Annotated in this window: 15 protein-coding genes, 1 tRNA gene and 2 pseudogenes; 12 read left to right on the forward strand and 6 right to left on the reverse strand. The window is 52.8% G+C overall.

Annotated elements, in window-relative coordinates; genetic code table 11:
• Positions 1 to 2: 2 nt before the first annotated feature.
• On the reverse strand, positions 3 to 575 hold the full coding sequence (locus E2L00_RS01755) for an SIS domain-containing protein (protein ID WP_167606142.1): 573 nt from the start codon (positions 573 to 575) through the stop codon (positions 3 to 5).
• A gap of 395 nt (positions 576 to 970) precedes the next feature.
• Between E2L00_RS01755 and E2L00_RS01760 the strand changes: the two genes are divergently transcribed.
• Together E2L00_RS01760 and E2L00_RS01765 are read left to right on the forward strand one after the other, a co-directional pair.
• Positions 971 to 2,137: a GntR family transcriptional regulator gene (locus E2L00_RS01760; RefSeq protein WP_167606145.1), complete on the forward strand. Its 1,167-nt coding sequence runs from the start codon at positions 971 to 973 to the stop codon at positions 2,135 to 2,137.
• Between the two features lie 243 nt (positions 2,138 to 2,380).
• Positions 2,381 to 3,348: pseudogene (locus E2L00_RS01765) on the forward strand (IS5 family transposase).
• A 315-nt stretch (positions 3,349 to 3,663) separates the two neighbouring features.
• Here E2L00_RS01765 and E2L00_RS01770 read toward each other — a convergent pair.
• From E2L00_RS01770 to E2L00_RS01785, 4 genes and pseudogenes are all read right to left on the reverse strand, one after another.
• A pseudogene (locus tag E2L00_RS01770) lies at positions 3,664 to 4,498 on the reverse strand (integrase arm-type DNA-binding domain-containing protein).
• 148 nt (positions 4,499 to 4,646) lie between these two features.
• Positions 4,647 to 4,722 (reverse strand) — tRNA-Asn (locus E2L00_RS01775).
• 131 nt (positions 4,723 to 4,853) lie between these two features.
• A complete protein-coding gene (locus tag E2L00_RS01780; protein WP_167606148.1) occupies positions 4,854 to 6,635 on the reverse strand; it encodes an aminopeptidase P family protein in 1,782 nt (593 codons plus the stop codon).
• A 16-nt stretch (positions 6,636 to 6,651) separates the two neighbouring features.
• Positions 6,652 to 8,112 (reverse strand): AMP nucleosidase, encoded by a 1,461-nt coding sequence (locus E2L00_RS01785; protein ID WP_167606151.1) that lies wholly within the window; start codon positions 8,110 to 8,112, stop codon positions 6,652 to 6,654.
• A gap of 240 nt (positions 8,113 to 8,352) precedes the next feature.
• Here E2L00_RS01785 and E2L00_RS01790 point away from each other — a divergent pair, with 240 nt between their 5' ends.
• Entirely contained in the window at positions 8,353 to 9,204 is an 852-nt protein-coding gene (locus E2L00_RS01790) for a PA4780 family RIO1-like protein kinase (RefSeq protein ID WP_167606153.1), read from the forward strand.
• 274 nt (positions 9,205 to 9,478) lie between these two features.
• Here E2L00_RS01790 and E2L00_RS01795 read toward each other — a convergent pair whose 3' ends face one another.
• The gene (locus E2L00_RS01795) at positions 9,479 to 11,509 is read right to left on the reverse strand and encodes a glycoside hydrolase family 3 protein (protein WP_167606156.1); all 2,031 of its coding nucleotides are present in this window, start codon (positions 11,507 to 11,509) and stop codon (positions 9,479 to 9,481) included.
• Between the two features lie 372 nt (positions 11,510 to 11,881).
• On the opposite strand from E2L00_RS01795, the gene gspC reads away from it, so the two are divergent.
• Genes gspC through gspK form a run of 9 tightly spaced genes read left to right on the forward strand, consistent with a single transcriptional unit; the run spans position 11,882 to position 20,097 of the window.
• Positions 11,882 to 12,655: a type II secretion system protein GspC gene (gene gspC / locus E2L00_RS01800; protein WP_167606159.1), complete on the forward strand. Its 774-nt coding sequence runs from the start codon at positions 11,882 to 11,884 to the stop codon at positions 12,653 to 12,655.
• Positions 12,652 to 14,613 (forward strand): type II secretion system secretin GspD, encoded by a 1,962-nt coding sequence (gene gspD / locus E2L00_RS01805; protein WP_167606162.1) that lies wholly within the window; start codon positions 12,652 to 12,654, stop codon positions 14,611 to 14,613. The genes gspC and gspD overlap by 4 nt, the downstream gene beginning before the upstream one ends.
• 3 nt (positions 14,614 to 14,616) lie before the next feature.
• A complete protein-coding gene (gene gspE / locus E2L00_RS01810) occupies positions 14,617 to 16,062 on the forward strand; it encodes a type II secretion system ATPase GspE (RefSeq protein ID WP_167606164.1) in 1,446 nt (481 codons plus the stop codon).
• A gap of 1 nt (position 16,063) precedes the next feature.
• The gene (gene gspF, locus E2L00_RS01815) at positions 16,064 to 17,272 is read left to right on the forward strand and encodes a type II secretion system inner membrane protein GspF (RefSeq protein WP_167606167.1); all 1,209 of its coding nucleotides are present in this window, start codon (positions 16,064 to 16,066) and stop codon (positions 17,270 to 17,272) included.
• A gap of 19 nt (positions 17,273 to 17,291) precedes the next feature.
• On the forward strand, positions 17,292 to 17,732 hold the full coding sequence (gene gspG / locus E2L00_RS01820; RefSeq protein ID WP_167606170.1) for a type II secretion system major pseudopilin GspG: 441 nt from the start codon (positions 17,292 to 17,294) through the stop codon (positions 17,730 to 17,732).
• Positions 17,732 to 18,223, forward strand: a complete 492-nt coding sequence (gene gspH, locus E2L00_RS01825) for a type II secretion system minor pseudopilin GspH (RefSeq protein ID WP_167606172.1) — start codon at positions 17,732 to 17,734, stop codon at positions 18,221 to 18,223. The genes gspG and gspH overlap by 1 nt, the downstream gene beginning before the upstream one ends.
• On the forward strand, positions 18,210 to 18,581 hold the full coding sequence (gene gspI / locus E2L00_RS01830) for a type II secretion system minor pseudopilin GspI (protein WP_167606174.1): 372 nt from the start codon (positions 18,210 to 18,212) through the stop codon (positions 18,579 to 18,581). Before gspH ends, gspI begins: the two co-directional genes overlap by 14 nt.
• Positions 18,578 to 19,171 carry a type II secretion system minor pseudopilin GspJ gene (gspJ, locus tag E2L00_RS01835; protein ID WP_167606176.1) on the forward strand — a complete coding sequence of 198 codons (594 nt, stop codon included), beginning with the start codon at positions 18,578 to 18,580 and terminating at the stop codon, positions 19,169 to 19,171. Before gspI ends, gspJ begins: the two co-directional genes overlap by 4 nt.
• Positions 19,168 to 20,097 (forward strand): type II secretion system minor pseudopilin GspK, encoded by a 930-nt coding sequence (gene gspK / locus E2L00_RS01840; protein ID WP_167606179.1) that lies wholly within the window; start codon positions 19,168 to 19,170, stop codon positions 20,095 to 20,097. The genes gspJ and gspK overlap by 4 nt, the downstream gene beginning before the upstream one ends.
• The last annotated feature ends 1 nt before the right edge of the window (position 20,098 follow it).

Genomic DNA, 20,098 nt, shown 5'->3' on the forward strand with positions numbered 1-20,098 from the left:
TTTTAGGCAAAATTGTGCGGTAAACCTTCAAGATTGGTATGGCTTGCTTTCATTTCATCCATAGAGATCTGACATTTACCAATAAGCATCATCGTTACAATATCCGTAAATAAGAAAAGAGATTGTTCCAGGAGGGTGGACATTGGCTGGATAGAGGCAACTTCCAGTTCACCACCAAAAATTTGTCCAGGAACCCGAACGGTTATGTCCGCATATTTCCCATGTTCATTTTCAGGATGTGCAGTAAGTAAGACAATGCGCGCGCCTGCTTCTTTTGCCAATTTTATTATATTAAGTTCAACATTTGTCACGGCACAATGGACAATTAACAGGTCTCCTTTTCCAAGATAGGGTGTGGTCGTGTCATAGACTACGTAGCTGTCAAATCCCATATGTTTCAAACGCATGGCAAAGCCACGAACGGACAGCTGCATTCTTCCCATGGCATAGAGTTGGATGGTTTTTGCTTGGCGGATTTCGGTTATAAGCTGCTCAATTTCGTTCTCGTCAACTTTAAGCAGAGTAGTACGGTTTTCATCAATGACTTTATTAACGAGTTCAGTGTAATGCGACATATGAATTCCTCTGATAGTTATAGGGGAGGCGATGTGTTTTTACTTTTTTATTTACAAGTTTGTAAATTTATTTGTGGTGAAGATGTTAACAATCTTACTGAATATTTATATAGTTTATTTGCTGTTAATCACATTTCATCAATATTTATGCAATTAATTGGCGTAAAAAAACTTTTGCTGTGATTGATATCACACATAAATGCATATTACTTATTTTTGCAACCATGAATTGTGACTTTAATCTCATTTAGCTATTTTTGTTTATTTGCAAATTTGTAATATTCTTCTGAAGTGATATTTTACTATTTATTGCGAGTATGCTTTTTGTACTCATAAGGGTTATCTGTTTGTACCTGTGGCTAGTATCCGTATAGAGGCATACAAAATGCAGGTATATGTATAAATATCTGGATCAGGAACAAGGCAAAGTGGCGAAGCAGAATCTAATTTATAAGGAACTATTGCAGCGTATACAAAGTGGTCGCTATGCAAATGGGCAACGGTTGCCGACAGAAAATAGCTTATGTCAGGAATTCTCTGCTTCTCGCCCAACTATTGCGCGGGCAATTGCGAAACTGCGTAGTGAAGGGATCATTAGTAGTACACAAGGCTCGGGGCATTATGTTACCAACGGACAGCACAGTGTATCGTTGGTGCACATGAATACGCAATCAGAAACACCTACATTTGGTATTTTGTCGCCACGGATGGAAGAAAATGAAAGTGGATTTCTTTTTGAGCAAATATTTAGATCTATTGCGTCTTTATCGCAAAAATTCAATTTTGACCTGGCTTGGAATGGGGTGATGTTTCTCGGTGAAGGGGCTACCCGGAAAATGATTATAAACAAAATTGATGAAGTCTTAGAAAGATATTTGCGAAGCAGTGTAAAAGGTGTGTTTTTTATCCCCGTAGAATTTCATCCTCACGCGGAAGAAATTAACACGATGATCTTAAATAAATTGCGGCGCTACGATATAGCGGTAGTTTTGCTAGATAGTGATGTGGTTAAATGGCCACAGAGGAGTCAGTGGGACCTTATTGGATTAGATAATGTAGCAGCGGGTTTGGAAATGACGAATTTCTTAATCAATAATCAACCGCGTCGTATTGATTTTGTTTGTGAACAATTTTCGGCAAATACTGTCAATATGAGAAAAATGGGCTATCGGTTAGCGTTACTTGAAGCGGGAGTGATGCCGCAAACTACCTGGGAACATAACGGAAATGTCGGTGACCGACTCTTTGCTGAAAGAATCCTTAAAAGTGGTGCACAAGATATTGTTTGCGCAAATGATTTTACTGCGATGAAATTGCTCTCAATATGTGTTCAGAATAACCTTAAGATAAATGTGGTCGGCTTTGATGATAATGAGTACTCTACATTGTTAGGTATTCCTCTTACCACCTATAAACAACCTTTTGAAGATGTTGCAAAAAATGCTGTATTAACTATGTTTAATCGTCTTGAGTATCCTGCAGATATCGCTCGGCAGATACAAATTCGTGGTGAGTTAATTATACGATCGTCTTGTCATTGGCGATGTTCGGCTGAAGGTTAAGTGTGGCTTATGGCGTTCCGTGCGCGCCGGTGACGATACTGATGACGATATCGATATCAGACTCCAGCTTTGCAGTGGTATCCTTCATCTCCTTGCGAATATAGAAATCACAAAATGATTGCAATCGTTAATGAGAATAAAGTTAATATTCTAGGAACTCACTATAAACGAAACATTAATTAACAAACAGAAGCTTTTTTACAGCCTGTAAAGCTTTGTTGAATAAATCGAACTTTTGCTGAATTGAATGATCAGATCACGTATCATTCCTGACAACGCAGACAGTTCCGTGGCAAAACAGTATTTCAGAATCACCAACTGGCATATCTACAACAAAGCGCTCATCAACTGTGGCTCCGTCACTTTCTGGCTGGACGACGAGGTGATTCAGGCATGATATGAGCAGCAACACCTTCATCACGGGGGAGGCCTCAGCGCTATTCTGACCTGGCCATCATGACAGTCCTGGTGATTAAACGCGTATTCCGGCTGACCCTGCGCGCGGCGCAGGGCTTTATTGATTCCATTTTTGCCCTGATGGGGGTTCCACTGCGCTGTCTGGATTACAGCAGTGTCAGCAAGCGTGCAAAGTCGGTCAACGTTAGTTTTAAAATACCCATCTGGGGTGCAATGGCGCATCTGGTGATTGATTCCACAGAGCTGAAAGTCTTCGGTGAAGGTGAGTGGAAAGTCAAAAAAACGGCAAAGAGTGCCGTCGTATCTGGCGGAAGCTGCATCTAGTCGTTGACAGCAAAACACAGGAAGCCATCTGTGCTGACCTGTCGCTGAACAACGTCACGGACTCAGAGGCGTTTCCGGGACTCATCCGTCAGACCCACCGAAAAATCAGATCAGCAGCGACGGATGGAGCTTATGACACCCGACTGTGCCACGATGAACTGCGGTGCAGGAAAATCCGCGCTCTCATCCCTCCACGAAAAGGTACGGGCTACTGGCCGGATGAATATGCAGATCTCAAGTGCGCTGTAGCCAATCAGCGGCTGAGCGGGCGTAACGCGCGGTGGAAATGGGCAATAGATTATAACCGTAGGTCGATAGCGGAAACGGCAATATACAGAGTGAAACAGCTATTGGATGGGTCACTGAAGTTGCGGGACTACGATGGTCAGGTTGCAGAGGCTTTGGCCATGGTACGTGCGCTAAACAAAATGACGAAGGCAGATATGCCAGAAAGCGTGCGTATTATCTGAGAATGAGCTTTCTGTAGGCACTCTCGCCCAGAACCCGATTTACTTAACAAAGCCTGTGGGTACATCACGGAATTTGGCTGTTTCAGCAGTGGAAGCTTATTGTAGACGCGAGTATTTATGAGCTTTGATATCTAATTTGTTGAAGTTAATATTCAGGTATAATAATTTTCCACCTGACTTGAACGCTGCCTTAATATAGTGCATTGCATAGCTATCATGCAAAAACACTAAAGCAGCTCCTATGGTTCAAATCTACCTTAGTGTTGCCTGTTTATTGCGTTATTGCTGGCTCAGGCGGATTGAGGGTGATGTTCACTACTCCATATACGGTGGAAAGTAGTTTTCTCGGCACGTATCCAGATAATCTGACCCCCACTGCATCATCGCCTTGCGGCCTCCAGATGCTCTGCTTTGTGGATATAGGCCAACCGCACGCTGTTGCGCTCCTGATGACTCATCTGACGTTCAACTGCAACCAAAGCCCGGATTTCGCCAGGGCGATACATGTCATAGACCGGAATCCATATCCGCAGATATCCACTTTTGTGTCATAGCCCATCAGCTGTAGTGCCTTGTTGACCGTATTTTCACACATCGGCCTGTAAGAGTTATGGTCACCGGGGAATCCCAGTTCCAAATGCCCGGAGATTTTCTTTATTTGTTTCAGTATACCTATGGCTTGCCGGGTAATGGAACAATATTTAATGTGCGCATTTTGGCTCCCCGTCCCGAGTAGCGGACGCCGGCAAGAGCTCCGCGGGTAGCGGGAATGGTCCAGAGTCGGTTCCTGGAATCAACCTCGCTCTATCGGGCGAAACGCAGTTCACTGGAACGGATAAACAGGTGAAGCGTCAGAAGGACCGCTTGACGGATTAACTCTCGTCCCTGCTGATACCCATCAATGCGCTCCAGCAGTCCCGGCAGATGCTTCAGCGGCAGGGCGGGATAGTGGCGCTTAACGGATGGATCCGTCACCCGATCAAGATTCGCCGCCGGGTTGACGAGATTCTTTACGGTCAAAGCGATATTTGAGATACCAGAGGCGCGAACCGCCCGGATTGACAAGCAGATACAGGCCGTGGGAATCGGAGATTTTAAAGGGTTTATCAGAAGGCTTGAGACTGCGGATTTTCGTGTCGTTGAGAGACATATGGGGGTCACTCCATAATCGAACCAAACTGACCCCAAATTCTCCCGATGCAGAGGATAAAATCAAAATGCACCGGGAAGAGTTTTCACGCTAACCTCTTGAATCAACATCATATAAAGATTCGCAAGGATGCATGAAAGCGGGAATTTGGCTCCTCTGACTGGACTCGAACCAGTGACATACGGATTAACAGTCCGCCGTTCTACCGACTGAACTACAGAGGAATCGTGTGAACGGGGCGCATAGTAACGAGGTGCACCGGGGTTGTCAAAGGCTGTTTTGGCTAATTGTGTTTGATTGCGGGTTTTTGCAGCAAATCTCTGAAAAGGGCCGTTTTTATCGGCCCTTTTAACTTTTAGCCAGCCATGTGGGCGCGCACGGCTGCGGTTGCTTCAAACAGCCACGGACGTGCTTCGCTACTCACTCGCGGCGAAAGCGTCTCACGCACCCACAGATGATAGTTATCCAGCCAGGCGATCTCTTGCTCATTTAGCAACGCCAGATCCACGGCGCTGAGATCGACAGGGATCAGCGTCAGGGATGCAAATTTGCAGAAGCCCGGCTGTGCGGCTACCACTTCTACCTGGTTTTCTATGCGGATCCCGTGACTTCCGTCCAGATAATAGCCCGGTTCGATGGTGATGATGTTGCCCGGCAGCAGCGGCCACGGGTTCACTTTCTTCGCTAAACGGTGCGGGTTCTCATGGATTAGCAGATTATGACCGACGCCGTGCCCGGTGCCGTGGTCGTAATCCAGCCCCAGCTCCCACAGCGGACGACGAGCAAAAGCATCAAGCTGGTGGCCCTGCGTTCCCTGTGGGAATTGCAGAGTAATCAGCGCCAGAAAGCCCTTCAGCACCGCCGTATAATGCAGGCGACGCTGTGCATCAACCGGCCCGAAGCTCAGCGTGCGCGTGGCATCGGTCGTGCCGTTCGCGTACTGGCCGCCGGAATCGTTGAGGTAGAACTCGCTGCCGGTAATGGCGTTATTGGTTCCAGGCGCGGAATGGTAGTGACACATGGCGGCATTGCTGCCCGCAGCGGATATAGTGCTGAAACTTTGCTGCTGGAAATTGTCACAAAGTTTGCGGAAAGCCAGCTGCTTTTCCTGCGCTTCAAGTTCGGTAATCGGATTGCCCGCCGCTTCGCGCAGCGGAACCTCGTGGCTCAGCCAGGCGAGAAAGTTCACCCAGGCTGCACCGTCATCAATATGGCTTGCGCGATAGCCGGCCAGTTCAGCCTCATTCTTATTGGCTTTCATTAGCGTTATCGGGTCTGGCTGCCAGAGAACGCTGCCTCCGCCAGCTTCAACCGCAAAGCGTGCCGCAACCGGCGCACAGTCCCCGTCAAGCCAGATACGTTTGCCTGCGGCGATCTCTTCACAGCGGCGCAGGAAATCTTCTGGGCTGGCGAGGGTTACCGGGGCCAAATTCTCGTCGCTTAACTGATTTACTTTCTCGCGGGCAACGAACCACTCAATGCCGCCGTCGTTTTTCATCAGCGCAAAAGAGTGGGGCACCGGGTTCATGGCGATATCCGAGCCGCGCACGTTCAGCAGCCAGGCGATGTTATCCGGCAGGGTGAGCGCAAGATAATCAGCGCCCGCTGCAACAAGCGTCGCCGCAACGCGCTGGCGTTTGTTGGCCGTGGATTCACCGCTGATTTCATCAGGCATGACCGTTATGGTCCCACAAGGCGCCGCCGGGCGATTCGGCCAGATCTCATTAAGCGGATCGTCATTGACGGCGACCAGGTCACAACCGCTGGTGCGCAGGTTTTCGTACTGGCTGTTTACCATTAACAGCGGCTCGAAAGCGATGCGCTTACCGGCGGGCAGGTTGTCGCGTAGCCACAGATAAACTGGTTCATCGTGAAGATGATGGATTTCAAATTCGTCGAGATTTACCTGATGGCGAGCCTGCACCTGATAGCGCCCATCCACAAAAAGCAGGGCGCGGTCGGCCAGGATCAATGCCAGGCCCGCAGAACCGGTGAAGCCGCTAATAAACTCAAGCTTGTTGTCATGCGGCGCGCAGTCTTCGCTTTGATGCGCATCGGCGCGGGGTATCAGCATGCCGTCAAGCTCGCGGTTCTTCAGAAGATTACGCAGGGCAGACAGCGGAGAAGTTGGTTGCATTGCAATTCCTTTTTTATTAACGGAAAGGCGGTTCGTTAAAGGTGCGCAGCTTGCGCGAATGCAGGCGCTCGCCTTCGGCACGTAATAAATCGATGGCACAAATGCCAATCTGCAAATGCTCGGAAATCGCCCCTTCGTAAAAGCGGTTGGCCTGGCCCGGAAGCTTGATCTCGCCATGAAGCGGCTTATCTGACACGCACAGCAACGTGCCGTACGGCACGCGGAAGCGATAACCCTGAGCGGCAATGGTCGCGCTTTCCATGTCGATAGCTACCGCGCGGCTCAGGTTAAAACGCAGTGCCGAAGCGGAGTAGCGTAGCTCCCAGTTTCTGTCGTCTGTGGTAACGACTGTGCCGGTGCGCAGACGCTGCTTGACCTCTTCCCCCGGCATGCCGCTTACCACCTTGGTGGCGTCGTAAAGGGCGCGCTGCACTTCTGCGATGCTTGGGATAGGAATGTCCGGCGGCAGCACGGCATCCAGAACGTGGTCGTCGCGCAGATAGGCGTGCGCCAGAACATAATCGCCAATAGACTGGCTTTCACGCAGCCCGCCGCAGTGCCCAATCATTAACCAGGCATCCGGGCGCAGTACCGCCAGGTGATCGCAGATGGTTTTGGCGTTCGATGGCCCCACGCCGATATTAATCAGGGTGATGCCGCTGCCTTGCGCATCAACTAAATGCCAGGCGGGCATCTGATGCTTCTTCCACGCCAGATCTGAAATCGCCTCTTCCGGCGCTTCTGTATCGGCGGTCAGCCAGGCACCACCGGCGCAGGAAAGCGCCACATACGGGCTTTCCGGATCGAGGATTTGCTGACAGCCCCAGCGCACAAACTCATCCACATAGCGGGTGTAGTTGGTAAACAGAATGAACGACTGGAAATGTTCAACCGGAGTGCCGGTATAATGCCGCAGGCGAGCCAGTGAAAAATCCACGCGGCGCGCATCAAAATGGGAAAGCGGATAAAACTCCGTTGGGTGAAACAGGCCGTCTGCCGTCTCGTCGCCAATTTGTGCCAGTTCGGTGGTGGGAAAGTGGCGGGCTAAATCCGCGCTCATCGACCTGTCCAGCGACAGGCTGGAGCCGTCGATCACATACGGGTAAGGGATTTCATGCTGCGACGGGCCAACGTCAATCCGGGCGCCGTAATCTTCGTACAGCAGCGAAAGTTGTTCGGTGAGATAAGCGCGAAAGAGTGAAGGGCGGGTGATGGTTGTCGTATAGCTGCCGGAATGCGTAAAGCGCGCGTAGGCCCTGGTTTTATTAGTTTTTGTGGTCGTGCCGTCCCAGCTAACCCGCAACTCAGGATAGACAAATAAGCCTGCCTCCCGTGCGAGGGTATCGGGCAAAGCGCCTCCTTGCGTATAGGTGCTGATGGCAGCGCGCAGCGCTTGTACTGCATCATCAAAAAGGGATTCGAGTTTATCAAGCGCCTGTCCGGGCGTTAATCCGTGGCTGGTAGCGTCATTGTTCATTAGTTCTCCTTCTTCCGGGCGTGCCGGTGGTGACGCGGGTAAAGTTAGTATGTCATGGCCATGGAAGAACGGAAGGGGAGATATGTGACATGTTTGTAACAGACGACGCCATAACGTTCAGCCAGGCAAAAAACGTTTAGTTTGCTAAGCAGGATAACGGACGATGTAATAGCAAAGGCGCATTCTGTAAAATAATGCTCAGAGAGTTCTCTCTTGCGCCGAAATAAGGTACAAGGCTGCATGAAAATTCCAAATAGAATCCAACCGCTGGTAGACGACGGCCTGGTCGATACTGTGGTCCGCCGCCTGAAAAGCGGTAAAGAAGCCGATGTTTATACCGTGCTATGCGGTGAAGAGATACGCTGCGCCAAAGTTTACAAAGAAGCGACACAGCGTAGTTTCAAACAGGCAGTGCAGTATCAGGAAGGGCGCAAAGTCCGTAACAGCCGCCACGCGCGTGCCATGCAAAAAGGCTCAAAGTTCGGACGCCAACAGCAGGAAAAATCCTGGCAGACGGCAGAAGTTGATGCGCTATTTTTACTGGCAAATGCCGGCGTGCGCGTGCCGCAGCCGCATATGTTCCTGGATGGCGTGCTGCTAATGGAACTGATCGTCGGCGCTGACGGCATGGTTGCGCCGCGTCTGAGCGAGGTGGTGCTGACGGAAGAGCAAGCCCTGACCGATTTCGATACTATGATCCGCAGTATCGTGCGGATGCTGTGCGCCGGTATTGTGCACGGGGATTTATCGGAATTTAACGTGCTGATGGATGCCGAAGGACCGGTGATTATCGATCTGCCGCAGGCCGTGGATGCTGCGGCGAACAACCATGCCGAATCGATTTTCGAGCGTGATGTGAACAATATGACTGAATACTACGGTCGGTTTGCGCCGCAGCTGCTGAAGACGCGTTACGCAAAAGAGATTTGGGCGCTGTATGAAGAAGGTAAATTAACTGCGGAAACCATTCTGAGCGGACAATTTGCTGAAGATACGCATAAAGCCGACGTAAATTCACTGCTCGATGAAATTATTGCCGCCGAATATGAATACTACGATCGACAGAACGCGCTGAAAGATCGCGATCTTTAAAACTGGCGTGAGCGGTGCGTTTTGAGCGTCCGACCTGCTTGCGATAATAAGCGGCCAGATCGGGCGTTATTAGCGATTATAAACGTTCTTCCGGTTCCAGCATGGCGTTTTCAGTGCCTTGCACCGGCAAAAAGCCCGCTTAAGTTTTCTTAAACGGGCTGCTTAAATTTGGCTTTCTGACTGAAATCGCCTTTGACGGTAATCGTAACGGCTACGTTGAGGGCAGGGTTTTGCGCGACAGGCCCCGCCAGGTAGCGGAGCCAACTTGAGCAAATTATAAAATACCCGCTCCAATTGGGAACAGCGGATCGACAGAATCGTGCGCCACGTCTTCTTTCTGATCCAGCACCGCCTGCCAGCTGGATGGCAACTCGAACGGTAATTTGCCCTGTGCCTTGCTCTTACCGGCGATTACATCCAGTACCGCCTCATCGGAGGCACCGAAGTTAGCCAGCAGTACATCGGTCTTATCAACGATATTGGTCAGGATCGCCGGGCGATCGAGATAAACCGAAATCACCGTCGGGATGTTGAGCGCCTTCACCTGTTTGATCAACTGATAATCTTCACTGCCGCTGTAAGTCCCGGATTTATTATCCATTACCACGGTTTCAGCGTCATCAAAACCCAACTGACCAAAATTAACTGAGCCAAACGGATAGTGTGGGTCGTTCTGGTGCGGCGTATCCACACGCAGAATGGCAATTTCCGCTTCTGCTGGCGTGGCGACCACTTCCAGACCATAGCGCGCGGCTACGGTGGCGTTAACATTATGCAGGAACACTTTTTTGCCGTTTAACGTCAGAGGTAATAGCGAATTATTATTTTGCAGTAAGATCTGCGAACGACGCTGGGCGTCATCGCCTTTCTGCTGGAATTCACCGCTGCCAACGATTTTTACCGCCTGCGTCTCATCCACATAGGGTTTTTCAAATAAGCCCAGGTCAAATTTCTGTTGCAGAATACGCTTGACGGAGGCGTCGATGGTGGCGCGAGGCAGCTGCTGCTGGTTAATCGCGGCAATCAGATCGCTGGAATCGGTCGTGCCGCCAAACTGATCGATACCCGCTTCTATGGCTTTCACTACGCGCTCCTGACGAGTGAGGTTTTCCACTCCCCACGACATACCGATGCCGGCAATCCAGGGTGATAATCCGGCGGCGATATCGGCATCGCTGATACCAGAGGCGCATTTACCTTCACAGCTTTCCAGGATACCCCAGTCGCTTAGTATTACGCCGGTAAAGCCGAAGCGACCGCGCAGCATATCGCTCAGTATCTGCTTGTTATAGCCAAAGCCGACCTCTTCAATCAGTTGGTCTTTGTACCACAGGCCGATCGGCTGGCCGTAATAAGGCATTACCGAAGCCGCCTTAGCGGCAAAGGCGCCTTCAAACGGCACCAGGTGATACTCCAGGTTATCTCCGGGGTAAGTCTGTTCTTTACCAAAAGCGTTATGCGGATCTAACCCGTTGAGCTGTGGGCCACCACCGGCAAAGTGTTTGACGACGGTAATAACGCTGCCGGGAATCAATCCCCGATCGCCATTCTGGAACCCTTCGATATAGGCTTGCACCATTCGTTTGGCCAGCTGATTGTCCTCGCCAAAGGTCCCGTTAATTCGACCCCACCGCGGTTCTGTCGCCAGATCTGCTTGCGGTGACAGCGCCATGTGGATCCCCACTGCACGATATTCCTGACGAGCGATATCCCCAAAGGTTTTGATCAGGGCAGCATCACCAATTGCCGCCATACCTAACGGCTCTGGCCATTGTGAAAAGCTGCCTGCCGCCACGCTGGTGGCGCCAGGATCGTTAACAAAGTGGTTGCGTGGATCGGTGCTGATGGTTATCGGAATACCCAAACGGTTTTTCTCAGCCATCTCCTGCAGGGCATTATTGTCAGCAGAAATATGCTGTGGGTCACCGGCCATACGGGTAATAAATGTATTGACGAAACGTTGGTTAACGTCTTCTTCAGCGGCATTAACATCAACGCGGCCTGCATTATTCAGCGTAATAGTACCATGCATCATGGCCCCAGCTTTTTCTTCCACGGTCATCCGTGTGGTCAGGTCTTCGGCGCGAGTGGCGCTATCAAGACGCCAGTCTTCATAAGGTTCAAGCTGGCCGTTTTTATTTAAATCTTTAAACTGAAGGTCGTGTACGCTAATTATTGGAATAGTCCTGCTTTCTAAATCTGCCTGATGCTTTTTGTGTGAATTATTATCGTGATCGTTACATCCAGACAGGTTGGCGGCTAACAAGCCACCGAATATGAGTAGCGACTTTCTCTTAAAGGTCATAGTAATAACTCCATAGGGTAGAGGTATAAATATCAACGAGATAGTTGAATATTGTGATAAGGATCAGCAGCGGGATAATTTTTATTTGTACGTTAATTATGAGCCTAATCACATTTGCACAGAATATTGCATTATTTTTTTACAGCGTGAAATAAATACCTTTGTAATTTGAGACTGCCTTCACATTTTGCTATTTAATAAGCTTTTTTGCCGGGTGAAATAGCGTAATACTATTTTGGTGATGCAACAAAATGAAAAATAAAGGCAGGGATGAATAATGGAAGAAATAGTTTCTCTTTGTAATTCATTTGTTTTTAAAATAAATAAATCCCACTATTATTTGCTGGGCTTATGATTCTGCGACCGCGAATTATGACTATTATTGTGCCCTGGCAAACGGGATGCCTGAATTTATTAAACGGGGCGTTGCTGCTGGTTGCTGCCTGGCTATTGGCATCAATCAGTTGGTTATTACTGCCAGCCGAAACTAGCAGCCTGCGGGTTACAGCGCCTTCTGCGCCGCCGCAGGTTGCTCAGAAGACCGGGCGCAATGACTTGTTTGGCACCCCGACGACGCGCAACGCAACCGCTCAGGCTATGACGACTCTTCCTTTGAAGTTGACCGGGCTATTGGCGAGTACCGATGCGCGCTCGGCGCTGGCGGTGATCTTTTATCAAGGTAAACAGGCGAGCTACGGCGAAGGCGACACGTTGCCAATTAGCGGAGTACGCGTGCAGAAAATCAATGCTGAAGGCGTGATATTAGCGGAACCGGGTGGCTTGCGGCTGCTGAGTTATTCGCAGGAGGCGCATAGCTCAGCGCTGGTTGCTAACAGCCTGGCGGCCAGCGTGATACGCCAGCCGCAGCAGATTTTCGATTATTTAAGCGTGTCGCCGGTGCGTGATGAAAGCCGCGCCTTGCTCGGTTACCGCATTAATCCCGGCCGCCAACCCGCGCTGTTCGGCAATTTGGGATTTAAACCTAACGATCTGGCTGTAGCGATAAATGGCACCGATCTACGGGATAACCAGCAGGCGCAGCAAATTCTGCGGCAATTGCCGCAGTTGACCGCGATTACGGTTACCGTCGAGCGTGAAGGAGAGCGCCACGAAATTACGGTTTCACTTGATGGAGGGACGCCATGAGGCATTTTTGTTGTGTGCTGATGTGCGCGCTCTGTCTGGCGCTTCCCTCGCAAGGGGCGGAGTTTTCGGCCAGCTTTAAAGGGGTTGAGGTGCAGGAGTTCATCAACACCGTCAGTAAAAATCTCAATAAAACGGTAATTATCGATCCCAGCGTGCGCGGCACCATTACCGTGCGTAGCTACGACATGCTAAATGAAGAGCGGTATTACCAGTTTTTCCTCAGCGTGCTGGATGTTTACGGATTTGCCGTAGTGCCAATGGATAATGGCGTGCTGAAGGTGGTGAAATCTAAGGATGCCAAGAGCGCTTCAGTACCGGTAGTGGATGACAGCGCGACGGCGCGCGGCGATGAAGTTGTCACGCGGGTTGCTCCGCTGCACAACGTAACCGCCCGTGATCTAGCCCCGTTATTACGCCAGCTGAATGATAACGCCGGTGTGGGAAATGTGGTGCATTACGATCCCTCCAACGTGCTGTTGCTTACCGGTAGGGCGGCGGTAATTAACCGCCTGATGCAGATTATCGAACGTGTGGACAGGGCCGGCAATCGCTCGGTACAGACGCTGGCGCTGCAACATGCCTCGGCGGCGGAAGTGGCGCGTCTGGTCACGCAAATGGCGCAGGAAGGCGACAAAGGCGCGGCGCCGGCGGGGCGTATTGTGGCGGATGAGCGCACGAATGCTGTGTTGATCGCCGGTGATGCCAAAATGCAGCAAAGGATGGCTGCTATGGTGCGCCAGTTGGATAAACCTCAGGCGAGACGGGGCAATACGCAGGTCATCTACCTGAAATACGCCAATGCCGAGAAGCTTTCTGCGGTGTTAAATGGTATCAGTAGCGAGCTGGAAAAGGGGCAACCGGCTGCCAAAAGCAGCGCGGCTTCGGTCAAAGACACGATGATTCAGGCCGATCCTCAGACCAACTCGCTGATCGTCAACGCCGCTCCAGATGTGATGAACGAACTGGAGCAGGTGATTGCCCGTCTGGATATCAGGCGTCCGCAGGTACTGGTAGAGGCGATTATTGCGGAAGTACAAAATGCCGATGGACTTAACCTGGGTATTCAGTGGGGCAACAAATACGCCGGGGCCACCCAGTTCACTAATACCGGCCTGCCGCTCGCCACGCTGGCGGCGGCAGGACAGCAGTTCCAGCAAGAGGGTACGGCTACCGCTAGCCTGACCCGCGCACTGGCCTCCTTCAACGGCATTGCCGCTGGGTTCTACTCTGGCAACTGGGCCATGCTGTTGACCGCGTTATCCAGCGACAGCCAGAACGATATCCTGGCCACCCCCAGCATTGTCACCCTTGACAACAAAGAGGCCACTTTCAACGTTGGGCAGGAAGTACCGGTCCTGACCGGCTCACAAACTACCTCCGGCGACAATATTTTCAATACCGTTGAGCGTAAAACGGTCGGCATCAAGCTGAAAGTAAAACCGCAAATCAACGAAGGCGATTCGGTGATGCTGGAGATTGAGCAAGAGGTATCCAGCGTGGCGGATAGCGCGAACAGCACCAACGCGGCGCTGGGAGCTACCTTCAATACCCGCACGGTGAATAATGCGGTGCTGGTAGTCAGCGGTTCTACCGTGGTGGTTGGGGGATTGCTGGATCACAGCAGCCGCGAAAGCGACAGCAAGGTGCCGCTGCTGGGCGATATTCCGTTGCTGGGAAATTTGTTCAAGTCTAAGAGCAAAAGCCGCGAAAAACGCAACCTGATGCTGTTTATCCGCCCGACTATCATTCGCGATCAACAGCATTACGACGGTGCATCGGCCGAAAAATACCAGCATTTCAAACGCGATAGCGAGCAAAGAGCCAGCGAAAGCAAACTGTGGAATAGCGATGCCGGAGAGCCTTTATCACTGCCGGAGTTACGGCAATCAGGGCAGGGTTTCAATGAAGTACGCAGCGCCATCGCCCTGTTTTACAGCACGCAAAGTTTGGTGAGGTAAATCATGGAGCCTTTGCTTTCCGCCGCCTTTGCCAGCAGCCATGGCGTATTACTGACGCGTAATCCACAGGGTGAAACACTGTTGTGGTGCCGCGACGACGTAACGGCCATAGCCCTGCAGGAGGCCCGGCGTATCGCCGCCACACCTTTGCAGGTGCAGGAACTGGATGGCGCGGCCTTCGAACAACAATTAGCGACCTGTTACCAGCAGGACTCCACCCAGGTGCGGCGCATGATGGCCGAGCTGGGTAATGAGCTGGATTTTTATGCCCTGGCAGAGGAGCTGCCGGAACAGGGCGATCTGCTGGATAGCGACGATGGTGCGCCAATTATTCGCCTGATCAACGCCATGCTGAGCGAAGCGATCAAAGAGGGGGCCTCCGATGTGCATATTGAAACCTTTGAACGCTACCTCAGCATTCGTTTTCGCATTGACGGCGTATTGCGTGAAATCCTGCAACCGCAGCGTCGGCTGGCGGCTTTATTGGTATCACGCATCAAAGTTATGGCACGGCTGGATATTGCCGAAAAACGAATCCCTCAGGACGGGCGCATCGCTCTGCGCCTTGGCGGCCGGGCAATCGACGTGCGCGTCTCTACGTTGCCAGCTAACCACGGTGAACGGGTGGTATTGCGCCTGCTGGATAAAAACAGCGTTCCGCTGGAGCTGGCGGCTTTAGGTATGCCGCCCCTGTTGTGTCAGCAGGTTAGCGCGCTACTGGCGCAACCGCACGGCATTATTCTGGTCACTGGCCCCACCGGTTCCGGTAAGAGCACAACTCTGTATGCGGGGCTAAGCCAGCTTAACAATAAAGAACGCAACATCCTGACGGTAGAAGATCCCATCGAATACGACCTGCCCGGCATTGGGCAAACCCAGGTTAACAGTAAGGTGGATATGACCTTTGCGCGCGGGCTGCGAGCCATTTTGCGTCAGGACCCGGATGTGGTGATGGTCGGGGAAATACGCGATGGCGAAACGGCTGAGATTGCGGTACAGGCTTCGCTGACCGGTCATCTGGTGCTTTCAACGCTGCATACCAACAGCGCAGCCGGAGCGGTTACTCGCCTGCAAGATATGGGGATTGAACCCTTTTTGTTGGCTACCTCGCTGTTGGCCGTACTGGCTCAGCGCCTGGTTCGCGTGCTGTGTCCGGTCTGCCGTCAACCCTGGATAGTTAAGAAGGGGCAGCCGCTACCCGTGGGCAGCCATATTTATCGCGCAGTCGGTTGTCCTGCCTGTAATGGCAGCGGCTACCGTGGTCGTACGGCGATCCATGAATTATTGCGCCTCGACGATGCCCTGCGTGACGCTATCCAACGCGGTGAAAGCGAAGCGCTGCTGGAGCAGCGTTTACAAGGCGCTACCCTGTTTCAATGCGGGCTGGCCCTGGTTCTGGCGGGAGTGACCTCGCTGGAAGAGGTGACGCGTGTGACACGGAGCAGTTGAGATGGCACGGTTTGATTATCAGGCGCGGGATGCCAGAGGAAGAAAACAGCGGGGCAGGATCGAAGCTGAGTCGGAACGCCACGCGGCAAAGGTTTTACGCGAGCAGGGTCTGCTGGTCATGGCAATGCGCGAGCGCATTTCGCTCCCGTTACTGTCGGGGGGACGCCGCGTAGCCATAAGCGGTAATGCGTTAGCGTTGGTCATGCGCCAGCTGGCGACAATGGTTGCCGCCGGGTTGCCGCTGGCGGAGGTACTGCATGCGGTGATGCAGCAGAGTGAAGACAGGCGTGCGGTTCAGGTATTGCAAGCCGTCCGCCTGCGGGTGATTGAAGGCTACACGCTGGCCGATGCATTACGGGAACATCCGCGCACCTTTGGCACGCTGTATTGCGCCATGGTGGCTGCGGGAGAAGCGTCAGGCCAGCTTGATGAGGTGCTTAACCGCCTGGCGGACTACGCCGAGCAGCGGCAACAGATGAAGAGTCGTTTAACCCAGGCGCTGGTTTATCCATTGTTGCTGACGCTGGTCGCGTCAGGAGTCGTGATGACCTTACTCAGCGCCGTAGTACCGAAGGTAATAGAGCAATTTATCCATATGAAACAAGCCTTGCCGCTGAGTACTCGTCTGCTGATGGCGGCAAGTGACGGGGTTCGCCAGCTTGGCCTCTGGGTTTTGTTGCTGGCTATCTGCGTGGGCCTGTCGGCTCGGTGGCTACTGCATCGCCCGGCTTATCGTCTGGCCTGGCATCGACATTTGCTGGCGCTGCCAGGCATTGGCCGTTTAATCAAAGAGATGAACACCGCGCGCTACGCTCGCACGCTGAGCATTCTCTATCACAGCGGCGTGCCTTTGCTACAAGCCATGCAAATTAGCGCTCTGGTACTCAGTAATTTACAGGCCAGCCAGCTGCTAAGCGCCGCAGGAGATCGCGTGCGCGAAGGCGGTAGTTTACAGCAGGCGTTAGAACAGACCGCGCTGTTTCCACCCATGATGCGGCACATGATCGCTGCGGGTGAACGCAGCGGTGAACTTGGCGATATGTTACTGCGCGCCGCCGACAATCAGGATCGCCAGTTTACTGCCCGTATCACGCTGTTTTTCAGCCTGTTTGAACCGCTGCTGGTGGTGGCGATGGCGGCGGTGGTGCTGTTTATCGTACTGGCTATTCTGCAACCTATTTTACAACTGAACAATATGATGACGCTGTAAGTCCTCAGAGGTAAATGCGATGCAACAAAACGTACTAAAAAAGAAGGGTCAGGCCGGTTTTACCCTGCTGGAAATCATGGTGGTGATTGTTATTCTCGGCATTCTGGCGAGCCTGGTAGTACCCAATTTGATGGGAAATAAAGACAAGGCGGATCGCCAAAAGGCCTTCAGCGATATCGTGGCGCTGGAAAGCGCGCTGGATATGTATCGGCTGGATAATAATCGCTATCCCACCACGGAGCAGGGGCTGGCGGCGCTGGTTGCCAGACCATCTGTTCCTCCCGTACCGCGCAGCTATCCGGAAGATGGCTACGTGCGCCGTTTGCCGAAAGATCCCTGGGGTCATAGCTACAGGCTACGTGTTCCTGGGGAGCATGGGAGGGTAGATATCTTTTCTGTCGGGCCGGATGACGAAGCGGGAACAGAGGACGATATTGGTAACTGGGATCAGGACTTCTGATGATTGTCAGCGGCAGGCAGCGTGGGTTTACGCTGCTTGAGATGATGCTGGTTCTGCTATTGCTGGGGTTGGGCGCTTCGATGGTGGTTAGCCAGATGCCGAACGCCACCTACCGGGCCGCGCAGGAGAGCCAGCGCCTGGCGGAGCGGCTACAGCGATTAACTTATCAGGCCGCGCTGGAGGGGCGCGCCTATGGGCTGGTGGTGCAGCGCGATCGCTGGCAGCTGCGGCGCTGGCAGGCGCAAGGCTGGCAGAACCTCTCATTACCGCATGGCGCCGGGGCGCAGACGTTGCCCGCCGGATGGCATTTGCAGCTCATACAGCCGGGGCCGGAAGCAGAAGACGGCGTTCCCCAGGTGCTGTTGCTGCCGGGGGGCGAAATCATGCCATTCCGCCTGCGCTATTTTTCTGCCGGACAACTGATGGCCGAGATCGTAATGGACGATGAGGGTGGGATACATACCGATAATAAGATCGATGAAAAACTATAGGGGCATGACGCTGCTGGAAGTCCTGGTGGCGCTGGCGATCTTTTCCCTGGCGGCGCTGGCTCTGCTGCAAAGCCTGGGGCATCTGGCATTAGGGCCCGGACGGCTGGCGGATAAAACCTACGCCGATTGGGTAGCCGAAAACCAGATGGTGGAACTACGCCTGCAATCTGTCTGGCCGCCGCTGGCCTGGACGCAGGGCAGCAGTGAGCAGGCCGGGCGCACCTGGTACTGGCGCTGGCGCGGGGTCGAAGGCGAATTGCCGGAACTGCGGGCGCTGGAGGTGGAGGTGTCGGCCACGCCCTGGCAGGCGGGCGGCACGCCGCTGACGGTGCTGCGTAGCTATGTGATGCGGCCATGAAACGGCGCAGCGCGGGCTTTACCTTACTGGAAATGCTGCTGGCGCTGGCGGTATTTGCTCTGTTAAGCCTGATGGCAAATCGCCTGCTGTTACAGAGCCTGAAACTGGAGCAGTTTTCTGTCCGCCATAGCCAACGGCTGGCACAAATCCAGCATGCATTCGTTCTGTTAGAACGTGACGCTTTCGCCATGCTGCCCCGCCCGGTTCGCGGGAGCGGCTCCTTCTCAGGCGCTCCTTTGCTGGCGACCGAGGGGCGTGGCGATAACGACAGTCTGGTATTTACCCACGGCGGTTGGCCAAATCCAGGGGACTGGCTACCGCGTTCGGTGCTCCAGCGGGTTGGTTACCGGCTGTCGGCAGGCTATCTGATACGTGAGTACTTTGATTATCCCGATGTCCCCGAAGGCACGCAGCCTCATCGTCAGCGCCTGTTAACCGGGGTCAGTGGGTTACGAGTACGCTACTGGCAACAAGGAAACTGGTCGCGGCAGTGGCAGGACAACAAAGGCTTACCTGAAGCGATTGAAGTAGCGTTGAAGCTGGCAGAAGGCGGAACGATCGTGCGCCGTTTCCTGTTGCCGGAGGCATGATGAAACAGCGAGGTATGGCGTTGCTGGTGGTACTGATGTTATTAGCGATGATGGCATCACTGGCGGCCGTAGTGACCGAACGCTGGTTTTTCAGCTATCAGTACAGCGTGCAATTGCACCAGCGGTTGCAGGGGAAATGGTATGCAGCCGCAGCAGAAACTTTCGCTATGGCCCTGCTGGTCCTGGACGCTCGCGATGATACGCAGCATACACATCTTGCCCAACGCTGGGCGACCAGTGGTCAACGTTTTCCTCTGGAAGAGACGGAGCTACAGGCGCAGCTTATCGATGCGCAAGCCTGTTTTAATTTAAATGCCGTCACCGGCGACGAAGAAGCACAACGTATTTTTACCCGCCTGCTGGTGCTACTGGGAGAGGAAACGGGGCAGGCGCAGCAGATCGGTGCCGCGCTGGCTGACTGGCTGGATGAAGACAATCTGCCCCGTGACGGCGGGGCGGAAGACGCTGAATATGCTTCATTTCACTCTCCCTGGCTGACCGCCGGGCAGCGTTTGCAGAACGTGAGCGAGCTGCGTCAGCTACGAGGCATCAATGCTGCGTTATTGCAGCGGCTACGCCCGCTGGTGTGTGCGCTGCCTGAGGCTGGCATGAAGATCAATATCAACACGTTGGCTCCCGCGCAGTGGCCGCTGCTGGCGGCGTTAGCGGAAGGAACGAATGAAGCAGCTATCCGCCAGGGGTTAGCACGAAGACCATCTGCTGGCTGGGAGACGCTGGAATCCTTCCTGGCGGAAATGCCTGCGCTGGGCAGTCAACGGCGCTATCTGGGCCTGAATAGCGCTTTTTTTAGCCTGCGCGTGGTTGTCCGTATGGCTGATACCAATTATCGGCAATACAGCCTGTTACAGCGTAGCGGCGGGCAAACGAAAGTTCTGCGGCGCTATTGGGAAATAGAAGAGGGATGAA

Origin of the sequence: Cedecea colo (genome assembly GCF_011808225.1) — a bacterium.
GTDB classification, from domain to species: Bacteria; Pseudomonadota; Gammaproteobacteria; order Enterobacterales; family Enterobacteriaceae; genus Dryocola; species Dryocola colo.